Origin of the sequence: Streptococcus timonensis (genome assembly GCF_047460355.1) — a bacterium.
Classification (GTDB): domain Bacteria; phylum Bacillota; class Bacilli; order Lactobacillales; family Streptococcaceae; genus Streptococcus; species Streptococcus timonensis_A.
In genome coordinates, this window is sequence record NZ_JASHGL010000001.1 from 618382 (window position 1) to 634268 (window position 15887).

16 protein-coding genes are annotated in these 15887 nt (G+C 37.0%); all 16 read left to right on the forward strand.

Annotation, left to right across the window (positions count from 1 at the left end):
* Window positions 1–222 precede the first annotated feature (222 nt).
* Window positions 223–1095, forward strand: coding sequence for an iron uptake system protein EfeO (gene efeO, locus QM941_RS03280; protein ID WP_414338808.1), 873 nt, complete (start codon window positions 223–225; stop codon window positions 1093–1095).
* Between the two features lie 5 nt (window positions 1096–1100).
* Window positions 1101–2315 (forward strand): iron uptake transporter deferrochelatase/peroxidase subunit, encoded by a 1215-nt coding sequence (gene efeB, locus QM941_RS03285; protein WP_414338810.1) that lies wholly within the window; start codon window positions 1101–1103, stop codon window positions 2313–2315.
* Window positions 2290–3981 carry an FTR1 family iron permease gene (locus QM941_RS03290; RefSeq protein WP_414338812.1) on the forward strand — a complete coding sequence of 564 codons (1692 nt, stop codon included), beginning with the start codon at window positions 2290–2292 and terminating at the stop codon, window positions 3979–3981. The genes efeB and QM941_RS03290 overlap by 26 nt, the downstream gene beginning before the upstream one ends.
* The gene (gene tatC, locus QM941_RS03295; protein ID WP_414338906.1) at window positions 3978–4709 is read left to right on the forward strand and encodes a twin-arginine translocase subunit TatC; all 732 of its coding nucleotides are present in this window, start codon (window positions 3978–3980) and stop codon (window positions 4707–4709) included. Before QM941_RS03290 ends, tatC begins: the two co-directional genes overlap by 4 nt.
* Window positions 4693–4860: a twin-arginine translocase TatA/TatE family subunit gene (locus tag QM941_RS03300; protein ID WP_414338815.1), complete on the forward strand. Its 168-nt coding sequence runs from the start codon at window positions 4693–4695 to the stop codon at window positions 4858–4860. The genes tatC and QM941_RS03300 overlap by 17 nt, the downstream gene beginning before the upstream one ends.
* Window positions 4861–5207: 347 nt before the next feature.
* A complete protein-coding gene (locus QM941_RS03305; RefSeq protein ID WP_414338818.1) occupies window positions 5208–5915 on the forward strand; it encodes a 2-C-methyl-D-erythritol 4-phosphate cytidylyltransferase in 708 nt (235 codons plus the stop codon).
* A 4-nt stretch (window positions 5916–5919) separates the two neighbouring features.
* Complete coding sequence (locus tag QM941_RS03310; RefSeq protein WP_414338820.1) at window positions 5920–6942, forward strand: ribitol-5-phosphate dehydrogenase; 1023 nt, start codon at window positions 5920–5922, stop codon at window positions 6940–6942.
* Window positions 6943–6954: 12 nt separating this feature from the next.
* Window positions 6955–7824, forward strand: coding sequence for a choline/ethanolamine kinase family protein (locus QM941_RS03315; protein ID WP_414338821.1), 870 nt, complete (start codon window positions 6955–6957; stop codon window positions 7822–7824).
* Window positions 7814–8692, forward strand: a complete 879-nt coding sequence (locus QM941_RS03320; RefSeq protein ID WP_414338824.1) for a DMT family transporter — start codon at window positions 7814–7816, stop codon at window positions 8690–8692. Before QM941_RS03315 ends, QM941_RS03320 begins: the two co-directional genes overlap by 11 nt.
* Window positions 8693–8704: 12 nt before the next feature.
* Window positions 8705–9394, forward strand: a complete 690-nt coding sequence (locus QM941_RS03325) for a sugar phosphate nucleotidyltransferase (protein ID WP_414338827.1) — start codon at window positions 8705–8707, stop codon at window positions 9392–9394.
* A gap of 248 nt (window positions 9395–9642) precedes the next feature.
* Window positions 9643–10443 (forward strand): dihydroorotate dehydrogenase electron transfer subunit, encoded by an 801-nt coding sequence (locus tag QM941_RS03330; protein WP_414338830.1) that lies wholly within the window; start codon window positions 9643–9645, stop codon window positions 10441–10443.
* Between the two features lie 10 nt (window positions 10444–10453).
* Window positions 10454–11395, forward strand: coding sequence for a dihydroorotate dehydrogenase (locus QM941_RS03335; RefSeq protein WP_414338833.1), 942 nt, complete (start codon window positions 10454–10456; stop codon window positions 11393–11395).
* A 61-nt stretch (window positions 11396–11456) separates the two neighbouring features.
* Window positions 11457–12368 (forward strand): bifunctional riboflavin kinase/FAD synthetase, encoded by a 912-nt coding sequence (locus QM941_RS03340; RefSeq protein WP_414338835.1) that lies wholly within the window; start codon window positions 11457–11459, stop codon window positions 12366–12368.
* 153 nt (window positions 12369–12521) lie between these two features.
* Window positions 12522–13487 (forward strand): hypothetical protein, encoded by a 966-nt coding sequence (locus QM941_RS03345; RefSeq protein WP_414338838.1) that lies wholly within the window; start codon window positions 12522–12524, stop codon window positions 13485–13487.
* Window positions 13488–13625: 138 nt separating this feature from the next.
* Window positions 13626–14552: a metal ABC transporter solute-binding protein, Zn/Mn family gene (locus QM941_RS03350; protein ID WP_414338839.1), complete on the forward strand. Its 927-nt coding sequence runs from the start codon at window positions 13626–13628 to the stop codon at window positions 14550–14552.
* A 7-nt stretch (window positions 14553–14559) separates the two neighbouring features.
* On the forward strand, window positions 14560–15887 hold a 1328-nt coding region (locus QM941_RS03355; RefSeq protein ID WP_414338841.1), incomplete at its 3' end, for a pneumococcal-type histidine triad protein.

Here is a 15887-nt window from a genome sequence, read left to right on the forward strand (position 1 = left end):
TAAAAACACTATGTTCAATTTTTGCATATTCATCATAATGTTTTAAAATTCCTTTTTTATATTATTTCTTTCCTATTTTATCAATTTTAACTTTAAAAGTCTAATAATAGTCTGTCAACTCAAACATTAAATTTTCTGACAATTATATTGAAAAATGAGAAAAAGGATGTTATAATAAAATGAAAATAAAATGGGTTTTCCATGATTTAATAGGAGTCTTAAATGAAAAAACTTGGTTTTGTCCTTTTGTCGTCAGCTTTATTATTGTCTGCATGTGCAGTTCGCTTTGAACAATCATCTAATACAAATGATTCAACTACAGTTGCTAAATTAACTGATGATAATCAAAAATTATTGGACAAGGCAACTAGTGATTATAAAGTATTTGTGGAAGACCAGATAGATAAGTTATTGACGGATACAGAAGGTTTTGTTCAACTCTTAAAGGATGGTAAGTTGGAAGAAGCTAAAAAGGTCTATCCATTAATTCGTATGTCTTATGAGCGTTCAGAACCAATTGCTGAAAGTTTTGGAGAGTCTGATGTTAAGATTGACTTTCGTTTGGCAGATTATTTAGATGAAAACAAGACAGAAGAAGGTTGGTCTGGTTTCCACCGTATCGAACGTATTCTTTGGGAAGAGAATACAACTAAAGGAACCGAAGCATATGGTGATCAATTAGTCAATGATATTAAAGAATTGAAAGCTAAAATTGCTACAGTGGAAGTAGATTACAAAGTCATGTTGACAGGTGCTGTTGACCTATTAAATGAGGTAGCAACAAGCAAGATTACTGGTGAAGAGGAAATCTATTCTCATACAGACCTATACGATTTCCGTGCTAATATCGAAGGGGCTGAAAAGATTTTCCAACTCTTTAAACCTTTGCTTGAAAAATCTGATGCAGCTCTGGTTAAAGAATTAGAAGAAGATTTTAAATCTGTCAATAGTCTTTTAGATAAACACATGACTGATAAAGAGCATTATAAACTCTATACAGACTTAACAAAAGAAGACACTAAAGAATTATCTGAGGCGGTAACCAAACTTGGAGAACCATTGTCACAAATGGGTAAATTTCTTGGTGGAGAATAAGTAATATGACAAACAAAGGCGAAAAATTTTTTGAACAAAAAATGGACCGTCGAGAATTTCTAAAAAAAGCAGGTATCGGAGGGGCTGGTCTCGCACTTGGGCTTTCAGGTGCTTCTGCTTTTTTCGCACCTAAGCTTGATGGTCAGGAGAAAATCTCGTACGGGGATGAAAAAATAGCCTTCTATGGCAAGCACCAAGCTGGTATTACAACAGTCATGCAAAAAAACATCTATTTTGTTGTCTTGGATTTGCATACAACTGACAAAGAGAAAATCATCCAGTTATTTAAAGATTGGACGGATTATAGTGCCAAACTTGTAGAGGGAGAATTGGTTAAAAAAGATGGTAACAATAGCCTCTTGCCTCCAAGTGATACTGGAGAAACAGTTGGGCTTAATCCTCATCGTTTGACCCTGACCTTTGGAGTTTCGGCTAGTTTCCTAGAAAAAATGAAACTAGAGAACAAACGTCCAAAACTTTTTAGAGATTTACCTCCATTTCCAAAGGAACAGTTACGAGAAAAGTACACGGGAGGAGATATTGTTATCCAAGCTTGTGCTGATGATGAGCAAGTTGCCTTTCATGCTATTCGTAACCTTATTCGCAAGGGAAGAAATGCTGTTACTCTTCGTTGGAGTCAATCAGGTTTTGCTGCTATTGGTAACCGTATGGAAACACCTCGTAATCTCTTTGGATTCAAGGATGGCACTGCTAACGCTACTACTGAAAAAGAATTTGATAATATTGTTTGGGCTGATAGTAAAGATTGGATGGAAAATGGTTCCTACATGGCAGTTCGGCGCATCCAGATGTTCCTAGATACTTGGGATCGAACCAATCTCGAGGAACAAGAAAATACCTTTGGTCGCTATAAAGAAAGCGGTGCTCCCTTTGGCAAGAAACATGAATTCGATGAGATTGATTTAAGTCTTCTTCCAGATGATTCCCACGTTCGCTTAGCAAAAGAAGCTAATAAACCTCTTTTACGTCGCTCTTATTCTTATTCTGATGGAATTGATGAAAAGACAGGTCAGTTCGATACAGGATTACTCTTTATTTCTTTCCAAAAAGACCCTGATAGTTTTGTTAAAGTTCAGACCAATCTGGGGGCTACGGATAAAATGAATGAGTACGTTACTCATATAGGTAGTGGCCTTTTTGCTTGCTTTGGTGGAGTGGAGAAGGGAGGTTACATTGGGCAGCAATTATTGGAATCCTAAAAGTATCATCCTCCTATGTGCTTGTTTCTTTCTATTGATTTTTCCGGTAGGAGCTAAGGAAAATTTGAGTCCCTACTTTGTGAAAATAACTGATGCAACTAAAGCTGTTAAAGAAGGAAAACAAGATCAGGCAAGAAAACTAATCGATGAAATTACTAAAGACTTCGAGAAAGTCGAGAATTCTGACTCTGAAGCAGGACGTAAAGTTCAAGAAAAATTAGCCTTAACTGGTGATATTACTGAAGACCAGCTAACTCAGATTTCTTTAGCTCTTTTAACATTTGAGAAAGAGCAAAATCCAGTCGACCTTAATGCAGAAAAAGAGAAACTTGTTTCACGTTTAGAACCTCGTTTTGTAGCCTTAGATAAAGCAATCGTTTCTCAGAATTTGGAAGCAGTAAGAGAGGCCTATAAAAAAATGAATTCAACCTGGACCATCAATGAATCAGTGGTTCGAGACCATAGTACAGCTCATTATGGGCAAGTGGAAACAGCTATTTCCTTTCTGCGTAGTAGCATTGAGAGTGAACCAACGAACTTTGATACTATTCAGGCATCGTTTGATGATTTGAAAAAAGCCATTTCTAACTTTGTTGAAGGTACAGAAGTTGCGACAACATCATCCAACCTGACACTGAAGGATGGGATAGACCTTTTAAAGAAGGCTTTGACCCAATTTCAAGCTGGTCAAGATAGTGAAGCAGCTACAACCATGAAGGAGTTTATTACTATTTGGCCCACCATCGAGGGTTCTGTAAGTACAACCAATCCTTCGCTTTATACAAAGGTTGAAAGTGAAAGTCCTGTCATCATGGTTAAGGGAAAGGATAGTGAATATCAAGAAAAGCTTTCTAGCTTGATTGCAGAGCTATCTCAAATTGATATTAGCGCTTCCTATAATGCATTTGACGCCATGCTCATCTTGCTCCGAGAAGGTGTAGAAGCACTCTTGATTGTCATGGCGCTTGTGACAACTTTGAAAGCTGCTAAGATGAGAAAGGGACTCAAGTGGGTCTATGGTGGTGCATTTGCGGGTATAGTTGCAAGTCTTTTAATTGCCTATATCCTACAGATTGCCTTTCCAGCAGTCACCTCAGGAACTAACCGTGAAATCATCGAAGGTGCAGTCGGGATTTTTGCGGTTATCATGATGATTTTAATCGGTATTTGGCTTCATAGCAAATCCTCCGTTAAAAAATGGAATGCTTTTATGGAATCACAAATGCAAACTGTCACGAAAACAGGTTCTTTCCTTTCTATGTTTGTTCTGAGTTTTCTAGCTGTATTCCGAGAAGGTGCTGAGACGATTTTATTCTATGTGGGTATTCTGCCAAGGATTTCTAGTTTTGATTTTGTCTTAGGAATTTCTCTAGCTCTCTTAGTCTTAGTCGTGATTGCCTTTGTGATGAACAAGGCCAGTCAATTTTTCCTACCTCACAAGGTTTTCTTTATCCTGACTTGGATGATTTATGCTTTAGCCTTTAAGATGACGGGAGTCAGCATTCATGCCCTACAGTTGACAAATATGATACCGAACCATCTGATCGCAGGAATACCAAGTATTGATATATTGGGAATTTACCCTAGTTGGGAAAGTTTGGCAGGACAGGCTCTCTTTATTCTTGTGGTGATTCTTGTTACCATTAGACAGGGTGAAAAATGGTGAATCAAAAGGAATTGACAATTATTGAACATTTGGTAGAATTTAGAAAGAGATTGCTAGCAGTAGTTGTTTGTTTTTTTCTAGTATTTTGCGTCTCATTATTATTTGCCGATCAGGTTTATCAATTTATCACACAAGGCTTTAATCAGAAGTTGATCGTCTTAGGACCGAATGATATTTTATGGATTTATCTCCGTTTAGCAAGTTTGATGGCCTTTAGCCTTACCTTGCCATTTACCGTTTATCAAGTCTGGAGTTTTGTCCGACCAGCCCTTAAATCTGAAGAAGCAGGGGCGGTTTTTGCTTATATCCCTGCAACTTTCCTTTGTTTTATCTTAGGATTAGCCTTTGGTTTTTATTTTATAACACCAGCTTTACTTCAGGTCTTGCTAGGACTGGGTGAAAACTTATTTGAGACGCAGTTAACAGCACAAAATTATCTAGCTTTTGTCTTTCAAACTACTGTACCACTAGCATTTATCTTTGAATTGCCAGTTATTATTGGATTTTTAACTTCCATTGGGTTTATTGAGCCAAGTTTATTGATAACTTATCGTCGTTATGCTTACTTTATTTTATTGGTTCTGGCCGTCATACTGACACCAGCAGATTTTGTTAGCGACTTGGCAATGACGGTACCCCTGATTCTTTTGTACGAGATTAGTATTGCCTTAAGTAAAAGAATTGAAAAAAGAAAAATGAAAGGAGAAGAGAATGGGAATCTTACGTGATATTGGTGCCCCTGGCTTGATCATCATCATCCTTGGTGCTTTGTTGATTTTTGGACCAAAACGCTTACCAGAGCTAGGCGAATCAGTAGGAAAAATGCTTGCTGAGTTTAAAAAAGCCGTTAAAGGCCTTGGGGATTCGGAAGAAAAATAAAGAAACTTACTAAAAGAGTTGAGAAATTGGTACAAGATCATTATCTTGTCTAAATTCTCAGCTCTTTTTCAATTAGCTATTTAAACAGTTTAAGGTTTCTTTAAGGTTTTTATAATATTCTAAAGAACTCTATATTATCCGAACAAATATCTTCAGTTTCATAAATAGAGAAAGTTTTCTTGGATAATTGTTTACTTTAAATAAATGATTAATCCTAAAAGTTCAGATTATTATTTGAATACAAATTCATTATAGCTTTGCTTGCTCTCTATTTATTTCAAGATACCAGTAGATTGTGATATAATAGTAAACAATGAGTTTTTAAAACAAACCAAAGGAGTATCAAAATGATTTACGCTGGAATTTTAGCAGGTGGAACCGGCACGCGCATGGGTATTAGTAACCTACCCAAACAATTTCTTGAGTTGGGAGCCCGCCCAATCCTAATCCATACAATTGAAAAATTTGTCTTAGAGCCAACTATTGAAAAGATTGTAGTTGGAGTTCACGGAGACTGGGTGACACACGCAGAAGATTTAGTTGAAAAATTCCTTCCGCTTCATAAAGATCGTATCATCATCACAAAAGGTGGTGCAGACCGTAATTCTAGCATTGAAAAGATCATAGAGGCTATTGATGCATACCGTCCAATTACGGAAGATGATATCGTAGTCACTCATGACTCAGTTCGTCCTTTTATCACACTTCGAATGATTCAAGATAACATTGCTCTTGCACAAAATCATGATGCTGTTGATACAGTAGTTGAAGCAGTAGATACCATTGTTGAAAGCACTAATGGGAAATTTATTACAGATATTCCAAACCGCGCTCATCTCTATCAAGGGCAAACTCCTCAAACCTTCCGTTGTAAAGACTTTATTGATTTGTATGGTTCTTTATCAGCAGAGGAAAAAGAAATTTTAACAGATGCATGTAAAATCTTTGTCATTAAGGGTAAAGATGTAGCCTTAGCAAAAGGTGAATATTCAAACCTTAAAATTACAACAGTTACAGACTTGAAGATTGCTAAAAGCATGATTGAGAAAGACTAAAGACATGATTAATCAAATTTATCAACTGACAAAACCAAAGTTTATTAATATTAAATATCAGGAAGAAGAAATTGATCAAGAGAATCATATCCTCATTCGACCAAATTACATGGCGGTTTGTCATGCGGATCAACGTTATTACCAAGGTAAACGCGATCCAAAAATTTTAGCGAAAAAACTACCAATGGCTATGATTCACGAGTCTTGTGGTACAGTCATTTCTGATCCAACCGGTACCTACAAAGTTGGTCAGAAGGTTGTTATGATTCCAAATCAACCACCTATGCAAAGTGATGAGGAATTCTACGAAAATTACATGACTGGAACATATTTCCTTTCAAGTGGTTATGATGGTTTTATGCGAGAATTCGTTTCTCTGCCTAAGGATCGTGTGGTAGCTTACGAAGATATCGAAGATACAGTTGCTGCCATTACAGAGTTTGTCAGTGTTGGCATGCATGCTATGAATCGTTTCATGACGGTATCTCACAGCAGACGTCAACGTATCGCTGTCATTGGTGATGGAAGTTTAGCTTTTGTCATGGCCAATATTATCAACTACACTTTGCCTGAAGCTGAGATTATTGTTATCGGACGTCACTGGGAGAAATTAGAATTATTCTCATTTGCAAAAGAGCTCTACATTACTGATAGCATTCCAGAGGATCTTAGTTTTGACCATGGTTTCGAATGCTGTGGTGGTGATGGAAGTGGACCTGCTATTAATGACTTGATTCGCTACATTAAACCACAAGGTACCATTTTGATGATGGGAGTAAGTGAGTATAAGGTTAATATCAATACTCGTGATTCTTTAGAAAAAGGCTTGTTATTAGTTGGATCTTCTCGTTCTGGAAGAGTTGACTTTGAAAATGCCATCCAAATGATGGAGATTAAGAAGTTTGCCAATCGTTTGAAGAATATCATTTATCTAGAAGAACCAGTAAGAGAGATTAAGGATATTCATCGAGTTTTTGCAACAGACCTTAACACTGCCTTCAAGACAGTATTTAAGTGGGAAGTCTAATGGGGAAAGATTATGAAGGAAATTGTTAAAGAGAAGATTGCTTCTTTATTATCAGGTGATGAAGAAATTCAGAGCGTTGAACAGTTGGGTGGAATGACCAATCAAAACTACTTGGTTCGAACGTCCTCAAATCGATATATCGTTAAGTTTTTCGGTAAAGGTACAGAAAAATTAATCGATCGCCAGAATGAAAAGTTCAATATTGAATTGTTGAAAGATTTAAAATTAGATGTAGAAAATTATCTTTTTGATATTGAATCTGGTATCAAAGTCAATCAATACATTGAAAATGCTGAGACACTTGATTCAGCTACCATAAAAACTAAATTTGAAAAAATTGCTCCAATTCTACAAACGATCCATGCTTCTGGTAAAGAATTAAAAGGAGAGTTTGCTCCTTTTGAGGAAATCAAAAAATATGAATCATTGATTCAAGGGGAGATTTCTTATCCAAACTATGAAACTGTCAGAGAATCAGTATTTTCTCTGAAAGAAGAGCTTGAACAAATCGGAATTGAGAAGAAATCATGTCATATTGATTTGGTTCCTGAAAATTTTATTGAAGCACCAGATGGACATCTCTATCTCATCGATTGGGAATATTCTTCCATGAACGATCCTATGTGGGACCTTGCAGCACTCTTTCTAGAATCTGAATTTACACCGGAAGAAGAGGCGGACTTTCTAGCTTATTACGAGGGTGACAAGACTCCTGTTTCTCGTGAGAAAATCCGTATTTATAAAATCTTGCAAGACATTATTTGGAGCCTATGGACCATTTACAAAGAGGAAAATGGTGCAGATTTTGGAGATTATGGAATCACTCGTTATAATAGAGCTGTAAAAGAATTGCAGTCTCAGGGAGGTATTGATGAAGACTAAAAATGGAGTTTCCTTTGGACTTATTTCAGGTATTTTTTGGGGATTAGGGCTAACCATTAGTGCCTATATCTTCTCTATTTTTACTGACCTATCACCTTTTGTAGTAGCAGCAGCACACGACTTTCTGAGTATTTTTATCCTGCTAGGATATCTTCTAGTTAAAGAAGGGAAAGTACGTTTTTCAATCTTCCTGAACATTCGAAATGTCAGTGTCATTATTGGAGCTCTATTAGCTGGGCCAATTGGCATGCAGGCCAATCTCTATGCAGTCAAGTATATTGGTAGTTCTTTGGCATCATCGGTTTCAGCTATTTATCCTGCAGTATCTGTCATTCTCGCTTTCTTTTTCTTAAAGCATAAGGTTTCTAAGAATACAGTATTTGGAATTTTATTAATCATTGCAGGAATTATTGCTCAGACCTACAAGGTCGAACAGGTCAATTCATTCTATATTGGTATCCTCTGCGCCTTGATCTGTGCCCTTGCTTGGGGAAGTGAAAGTGTTCTAAGCTCTTTTGCAATGGAAAGTGAACTCAGCGAACTCGAAGCCCTCTTGATCCGACAAGTAACTTCCTTCTTGTCCTATCTTGTTATTGTTCTCTTCTCGCATCATTCATTTGCAGAAGTGGTAAATGGACAATTGTTTGGTTTATTGATAGTATTTGCAGCATTTAATATGATTTCTTACCTTGCCTACTACATTGCTATCAATCGATTGCAACCAGCAAAAGCTACTGGATTAAATGTGAGTTATGTAGTATGGACTGTTTTATTTGCAGCAATTTTCTTGGGTTCGCCCCTTAATTTGCTGACCATCATTACTTCACTTGTCGTAATGGCTGGTGTTTACATTATTATTAAAGAATAAAGGAGAAAGCGCGTGAAAGCGATTATCTTAGCAGCTGGTTTGGGAACACGTTTGAGACCCATGACAGAAAATACTCCCAAAGCCTTGGTCAAGGTTAATGAAAAACCTTTAGTTGAATATCAAATCGAATTTTTAAAAGAACGTGGAATTGATGACATTATCATCGTTGTCGGTTATTTAAAAGAACAATTCGACTATCTTAAAGAAAAGTACGGAGTTCGTTTGGTATTCAACGAAAAGTATGCTGATTACAATAACTTTTACTCTCTTTACTTGGTAAAAGAAGAATTGGCTAACAGCTACGTTATCGATGCGGATAACTATCTTTTCAAGAATATGTTCCGTAATGATATCAAGCGTTCAACTTATTTCAGTGTTTATCGTGAAGATTGTGATAATGAGTGGTTCCTAGTTTACGGAGATGATTACAAAGTTCAAGATATCATTGTCGATAGCAAAAATGGACGCATCTTGAGTGGTGTGTCATTCTGGGATGCTCCAACAGCTGAGAAAATTGTTGGGTTTATCGATGAAGCCTATGCAAGTGGCGAGTTTGTTGACCTCTACTGGGACAACATGGTCAAAGATAATATCAAAGAACTAGATGTATATGTAGAAGAGTTGGAAGAAAACTCTATCTATGAAATCGATAGTGTTAAAGATTATCAAAAATTAGAAAAGATTCTTTCTTCACAAAAATAAGCGACTTTTATGAACTGATACCTTACCTATTTTTACTTGACTTTTTATGTTTGATACAGTATACTAGTGAAAATTTAACCTTTAAGGGCAGTCCAGAGAGACTCACAAGGTGTCAGAGAAAAGAAGCTACAATGGAAACAAGTAAGCAAGTGCTTATTTGCTACTTTTGTGTAAATATCTTAACTGAAACCTTGCAATTGCAAGGTTTTTCTTTATCTGATCCCCTTAAAATTTAAGGAGGAAAAGTTATGAATCCAAATTGTAGAAAACGCATGGGAGCTATTCGCTTGGAAGTGATGAGAGTAGTATCTCAGGAGGAAATCGCTCCAGCAATCTTTGAGCTTGTACTTGAAGGAGAAATGGTCGAAGCTATGAAAGCGGGCCAATTTCTTCATTTGCGTGTACCTGATGATGCCCATCTCTTGCGTCGTCCGATTTCAATCTCATCTATAGATAAGGCTAATAATCAATGCCATCTCATTTATCGAGTTGAGGGTTCTGGTACAGCAATCTTTTCAAGATTAAAAGCTGACGATTTTTTAGATGTCATGGGACCTCAAGGAAATGGCTTTGACTTATCTGATTTAGACAAGCAGAGTCATGTTCTCCTAGTCGGTGGAGGAATAGGAGTTCCTCCATTACTTGAAGTAGCTAAACAACTACATGAGAGAGGTGTAGAAATTACAACTGTTCTAGGATTTTCTACTAAAGATGCTGTCATTTTAGATGATGAATTAGCCAAATATAGTCAAGTTTTTGTGACAACAGATGATGGCTCCCATAGTATTAAAGGGAATGTTTCTGTAGTGATTAACGAATTTGACACTGAATTTGATGCCATCTACTCTTGCGGTGCGCCTGGTATGATGAAATATATCAATCAAACCTTCCATGACCATCCACGAGCTTATCTATCTCTAGAATCTCGCATGGCCTGTGGCATGGGGGCTTGCTACGCTTGTGTCCTGAAAGTGCCAGATAATGAAACTGTTAGTCAACGTGTCTGCGAAGATGGTCCTGTATTTAAAACAGGAACAGTAGTTTTATAAGGAGTGTGTCATGACAACAAATCGATTACAAGTTTCTCTACCAGGCTTAGTGTTAAAGAATCCTATCATTCCTGCTTCAGGCTGTTTTGGTTTCGGACAAGAGTATGCCAAATACTATGATTTGGACCTTTTAGGTTCTATCATGATTAAAGCTACAACCCTTGAACCACGTTTTGGTAATCCTACTCCACGAGTGGCAGAAACACCTGCTGGTATGCTGAATGCCATTGGTCTACAAAATCCAGGACTAGATGCCGTTCTCTCCGAAAAATTACCTTGGCTAGAAAAAGAGTATCCAAATCTTCCAATCATTGCAAACGTAGCTGGCTTTTCCAAATATGAGTATGCAACAGTTTCTCATGGTATTTCTAAAGCGAGCAATGTAAAGGCAATAGAACTCAATATTTCTTGTCCGAACGTCGACCACGGAAATCACGGATTACTAATTGGTCAAGATCCAGATTTGGCTTATGATGTGGTAAAAGCAGCCGTAGAGGCTTCATCAGTTCCTGTTTACGTTAAACTAACACCAAGTGTGACCGATATAACTTCCGTTGCAAAAGCTGCAGAAGACGCAGGAGCTAGTGGGCTAACCATGATTAATACTCTTGTTGGTATGCGCTTTGATCTCAAAACTAGAAAACCAATCATTGCAAATGGGACAGGAGGAATGTCTGGACCTGCAGTATTTCCTGTAGCTCTAAAACTCATTCGACAAGTAGCTCAAACAACTAATCTTCCGATTATTGGAATGGGAGGAGTTGACTCGGCTGAGGCAGCGCTAGAAATGTATTTGGCAGGTGCCTCAGCTATTGGTGTTGGGACAGCAAACTTTACCAATCCATATGCTTGCCCTGATATCATAGAAAATCTACCTAGTGTTATGGATAAATATGGGATTAGTAATTTAGAAGATCTTAGGAAAGAAGTTAGAGACCAGTTCAAATCATAAAAATTGATGATTAAAATCTTTATTATTTTGAAAGGCAGTTTCTTTTTGGTATAATGTGAATATGATTGTAACAATACCCATTAAAACAGAAAAAGATATTGCAACCCCAGGACCAACCGTCCTTGTATTAGGCTATTTCGATGGCATTCATTTGGGTCATCAAAAACTATTTGAGATTGCAGGAAAGATTGCGATTGAAAAGAATCTGAGCGTAGCTTTAGTAACTTTCAACGAATCTCCAAAGTTAACCTTGCACCAATATTCACCAGAGCAGTTATTGCATATTCTGAATCCTGATGAGCGCGAACGTAAGTTAAAGCGTGCGGGAGTTGAAGCCCTTTATCTGATGGACTTTACCAGCCGTGTGGCAAATATGACAGCTCAAGAATTTGTTGACACTTTTGTCAAAGAAGCTAAAGCAGAAACAATTGTTGTTGGTTTTGATTATAGTTTGGGTTCGGATAGGAAATCAGCTGAAGACCTCAAGGAGATTTTTGATGGTGAAGTAGTAATTGTACCTGCAGTTGAGGACGAAAAAGGTAAAATCAGTTCAACTCGTATTCGTCAATCGATCATTGAAGGTGATGTTAAAGAAGCTGGTCAACTACTTGGAGCACCTCTACCATCTAGAGGAGTTGTTGTCCATGGAAATGCCAGAGGTCGTACTATTGGCTACCCTACAGCAAATCTCGTACTCTTGGACAGAACCTATATGCCTGCTGACGGTGTCTACACGGTAGAAATTGAAATCCAAAGAAAAATTTATCGAGGTATGGCTAGTGTTGGGAAGAACGTTACTTTTGATGGAGAGGAAGAGCGTTTTGAAGTGAATATCTTTGATTTTGATGAAAACATTTATGGCGAAAGAGTTACTGTTTATTGGCTTGATCGTATTCGAGATATGGTTAAATTTGAGTCTGTTGACGAATTGGTTCATCAGCTTGAGCATGATGAAAAAATTGCTAGAGGATAACTCAGTTTAAATGATAAGTTTGAGATCTTTCTCAAACTTTTTTTGTTAAAATATCTTTAATAAAAGTTTCTACATGATTTTCTAATCAAGAATTTATTTGAAAATCTTTGTATTTTTTGATATAATTTAACTATCAAACTAAAGGAGACTTTTATGTTTAAAGAAAATAGAAATAAGGGATTTATTTCCGGACTCATACTTTCTCTTGTATTATTCCTTGTAGCTGGTGGTATGGGATTCATGTGGAATCTTCACCAACACCCGACGGATCCATTTGCAGATGATACTAGTTCAGGCAAAGAAGTAACACTGACTGTCTATGATATTTATCCTGAAGTTGTTGGAGAAGTAGACGGTGGAAGTGTTATATACCTTGTCCAATATAGTCAGGATGGCGATGGGAAATTTGCAGTTGTTGAGGCTAAAGAGACTGATGAATCTATTAAAAAACTCATTGACCAAGCTACAGCTGGTACCTTAGCAGAAAATCCTGCTACTCTTGTTGGGACTCAATTACAACCACTTAGTACAAATGTTAATAAATCGCGTAACAATCGAATCGTTGATTTATCAGGGTTCCTTAAGTCTATTTTGGACCCAACGTCTACTGTCTATCTCAACATGAACTCTAGTGTCTATTTGAGCTTGACAGAACATTCACGTGAAGGTTGGTACTATGTCATCGGGATTGCTATTTTTGGTGGTCTTGCTTTATTTACACTCGTTGGAGCCTTTCTACTACGTAAAAAATCAATCGCTTCTTATGAAGAACTTTATCAAACATACCCTGAGTTACAAGGAAATCTTGAAGGAATCGCTGACCAAGCAGATTTTTACGATCAGGATTTAAAGGTTATTCTTTATAAAAATCACCTTATTACCTATTTCAAAGGTACTCAGGCGATCAATCTAAATAATGTTCAACAGATTTATCTAATCGAAACAAGTTATCACCGTTATGGCTTCACAAACAAAGTTTATCAATTGTGCTACATTCTCAAGGATAGCACTAAGAAACATAACTTAACAATTAAAACTACTAAGACAGTTCAAGAACAATTGGAAGAACTTTGGAACCTCATCATCGAGAAATTCCCAGATATCCATATTGGAGTTTAAGATAAAAGCATCGTTTATCGATGCTTTTTGTTTTTAGAAAAATATAAAAAATTAAATCTATCACTTGACATCTTAAATTTTTAAGAGTAAAATGTTTACTAGTTAATTAAATGGTTAAATACTAGTTAAGGAGTTTATATGAAAAGAAGGAGTATTATTTGTCTGATGCTAGCTCTGTTTAGTATGATATTAGGAGCTTGTGATCAAGAGAATAGTCAGGGAAACCAAGAAGGTAAGGGAATGAGAATTGTAACCAGTTTTTATCCAGTTTACGCCATGGTCAAAGAAATATCTGGCGACTTAAATGATGTTCGAATGATTCAGTCTAGTAGTGGAATACATTCCTATGAACCATCTGCAAATGACATTGTCGCAATTTATGATGCTGATGTTTTCATTTATCATTCTCGTACCCTAGAGTCTTGGGCAGGTAGTCTGGATCCTAATCTAAAAAATTCAAAAGTTAAGGTCCTAGAAGCATCTGAAGGAATGTCCTTAGATCGCGTACCTGGACTTGAGGATATGGAAGTAGGAGAAGGTATGGATGAAAAAACACTATATGACCCCCATACTTGGCTAGATCCAGAGAAAGTTGCTGAGGAAGCCCAGATTATTGCAGATAAGCTTTCCGAGCTTGATACTAGTAATAAAGAAACCTATCAAAAAAATGCTCAGGATTTTATTGTTAGAGCTCATAAATTAACTGAGAAATACCAAGCAGACTTTGAAAAAGCCAGTCAAAAAAGTTTTGTGACTCAACATACAGCATTTTCTTATTTGTCAAAACGTTTCGGTCTAAAGCAACTTGGAATTGCTGGTATATCACCTGAACAAGAACCGAGTCCTAGACAACTAACTGAAATCCAAGAATTTGTCAAAACATACCAGGTTAAAACAATTTTTACAGAAAGTAATATTTCATCTAAGGTAGCTGAAACACTAGTCAAGTCAACAGGGGTTCAGCTTAAAACACTCAATCCCTTAGAAGCAGACCCACAAAATGATAAATCTTTCTTGGAAAATTTAGAAGAAAATATTGCTATTTTAGCTAAAGAATTGAAATGAGGAAAGAATGAAAAATACTAAAAAATATATTGCAGGATCAGCCGTAGTTCTTGCACTAAGTGTTTGTGCATATGTTTTAAATCAGCATCAAACTCCTGAAAAGAAGGCTGATAATCGTGTCTCTTATGTTGATGATAAAAGTTCAGAAAATAAGAAAAATGAAAATCTAACCCCTGACCAGGTGAATCAAAAGGAAGACATTGAAGCCGAGCAAATTGTCACAAAGATTACTGATCAAGGTTATGTAACTTCGCACGGTGATCATTTCCACTTTTATAACGGTAAAGTACCTTTTGATGCAATCTTTAGCGAAGACTTGCTTATGAAGGATCCAAATTATCAGTTACGGGATCAAGATATCGTTAACGAAATCAAAGGTGGCTATATTATTAAGCTAGACGGTCGATATTATGTTTACTTAAAGGATGCAAACCATGCTGTAAATATCCGTACTAAGGAACAAATTGAAAACCAAAAGCATAGTCACACATCAGATAAATCTAGTAACAACAAGGAAGTTACTCAAGCTAGGGCTCAAGGTCGTTATACAACTGACGATGGCTATGTATTTAATCCAGCGGATATCATTGAGGATACTGGGGATGCTTATATTGTCCCCCATGGTGGCCACTATCATTACGTTCCTAAGAGTTCTCTATCAGCTAGTGAACTTGCAGCAGCTCAAGCTTATTTGTCAGGTAGAAGAACCCAACCAAGTCTGACAAACAACCAAGTAGGTCAGAGTAATGATTCAAGACCTCAGGTTGAAGTTCCGGGAACCAGTGTTAAGCCAGGTCAAGAAGAAGATCTCCAAAGTCTATTAGCTCAATTATATGCCTTGCCAGAAAGTCAACGATACCATGAGTCTGATGGCTTAATCTTTGATCCAGCGAAAATTGCTAGTCGTACAACTAGCGGAGTAGCTATTCCTCACGGTAATCACTATCACTTTATCCCTTTTAGCAGTTTGTCAGCCTTGGAGCAAAAAATTGCTCGCATGATTCCACTTTCTCCTATTGTAAAACCGGAGTTACCTCATGAACATCCAAGCAAGCCTTCACAAGACCATGAAGACGGAAATCATGAACACCATGGTAACGAACAGGAAGAGCCGGGTCATCATCATGGTCACGAAGGCGAAGGACAAGGACAAGGCCATGACCACAATCATGACAATCACCAAGACAAGGATGACCACGAACACGGATTTAATGCTGATCGAGTTGTTAGTGAAGATGAACAAGGCTTTGTCGTTTCTCACGGGGACCACAATCATTATTTCTTTAAAAAGGATTTATCAGCAGAGCAGATTAAGGCTGCTCAAGAGCACTTGAA

What these genes read in the sequence shown, in the direction of transcription:
- efeO (WP_414338808.1), top strand. Translation starts at nt 223, where the DNA reads ATGAAAAAACTTGGTTTTGTCCTTTTGTCGTCAGCTTTATTATTGTCT.
- QM941_RS03320 (WP_414338824.1), top strand. Translation starts at nt 7,814, where the DNA reads ATGAAGACTAAAAATGGAGTTTCCTTTGGACTTATTTCAGGTATTTTT.
- QM941_RS03350 (WP_414338839.1), top strand. Translation starts at nt 13,626, where the DNA reads ATGAAAAGAAGGAGTATTATTTGTCTGATGCTAGCTCTGTTTAGTATG.
- QM941_RS03300 (WP_414338815.1), top strand. Translation starts at nt 4,693, where the DNA reads ATGGGAATCTTACGTGATATTGGTGCCCCTGGCTTGATCATCATCATC.
- QM941_RS03330 (WP_414338830.1), top strand. Translation starts at nt 9,643, where the DNA reads ATGAATCCAAATTGTAGAAAACGCATGGGAGCTATTCGCTTGGAAGTG.
- QM941_RS03315 (WP_414338821.1), top strand. Translation starts at nt 6,955, where the DNA reads ATGAAGGAAATTGTTAAAGAGAAGATTGCTTCTTTATTATCAGGTGAT.
- QM941_RS03335 (WP_414338833.1), top strand. Translation starts at nt 10,454, where the DNA reads ATGACAACAAATCGATTACAAGTTTCTCTACCAGGCTTAGTGTTAAAG.
- QM941_RS03345 (WP_414338838.1), top strand. Translation starts at nt 12,522, where the DNA reads ATGTTTAAAGAAAATAGAAATAAGGGATTTATTTCCGGACTCATACTT.
- QM941_RS03310 (WP_414338820.1), top strand. Translation starts at nt 5,920, where the DNA reads ATGATTAATCAAATTTATCAACTGACAAAACCAAAGTTTATTAATATT.
- QM941_RS03305 (WP_414338818.1), top strand. Translation starts at nt 5,208, where the DNA reads ATGATTTACGCTGGAATTTTAGCAGGTGGAACCGGCACGCGCATGGGT.
- QM941_RS03340 (WP_414338835.1), top strand. Translation starts at nt 11,457, where the DNA reads ATGATTGTAACAATACCCATTAAAACAGAAAAAGATATTGCAACCCCA.
- efeB (WP_414338810.1), top strand. Translation starts at nt 1,101, where the DNA reads ATGACAAACAAAGGCGAAAAATTTTTTGAACAAAAAATGGACCGTCGA.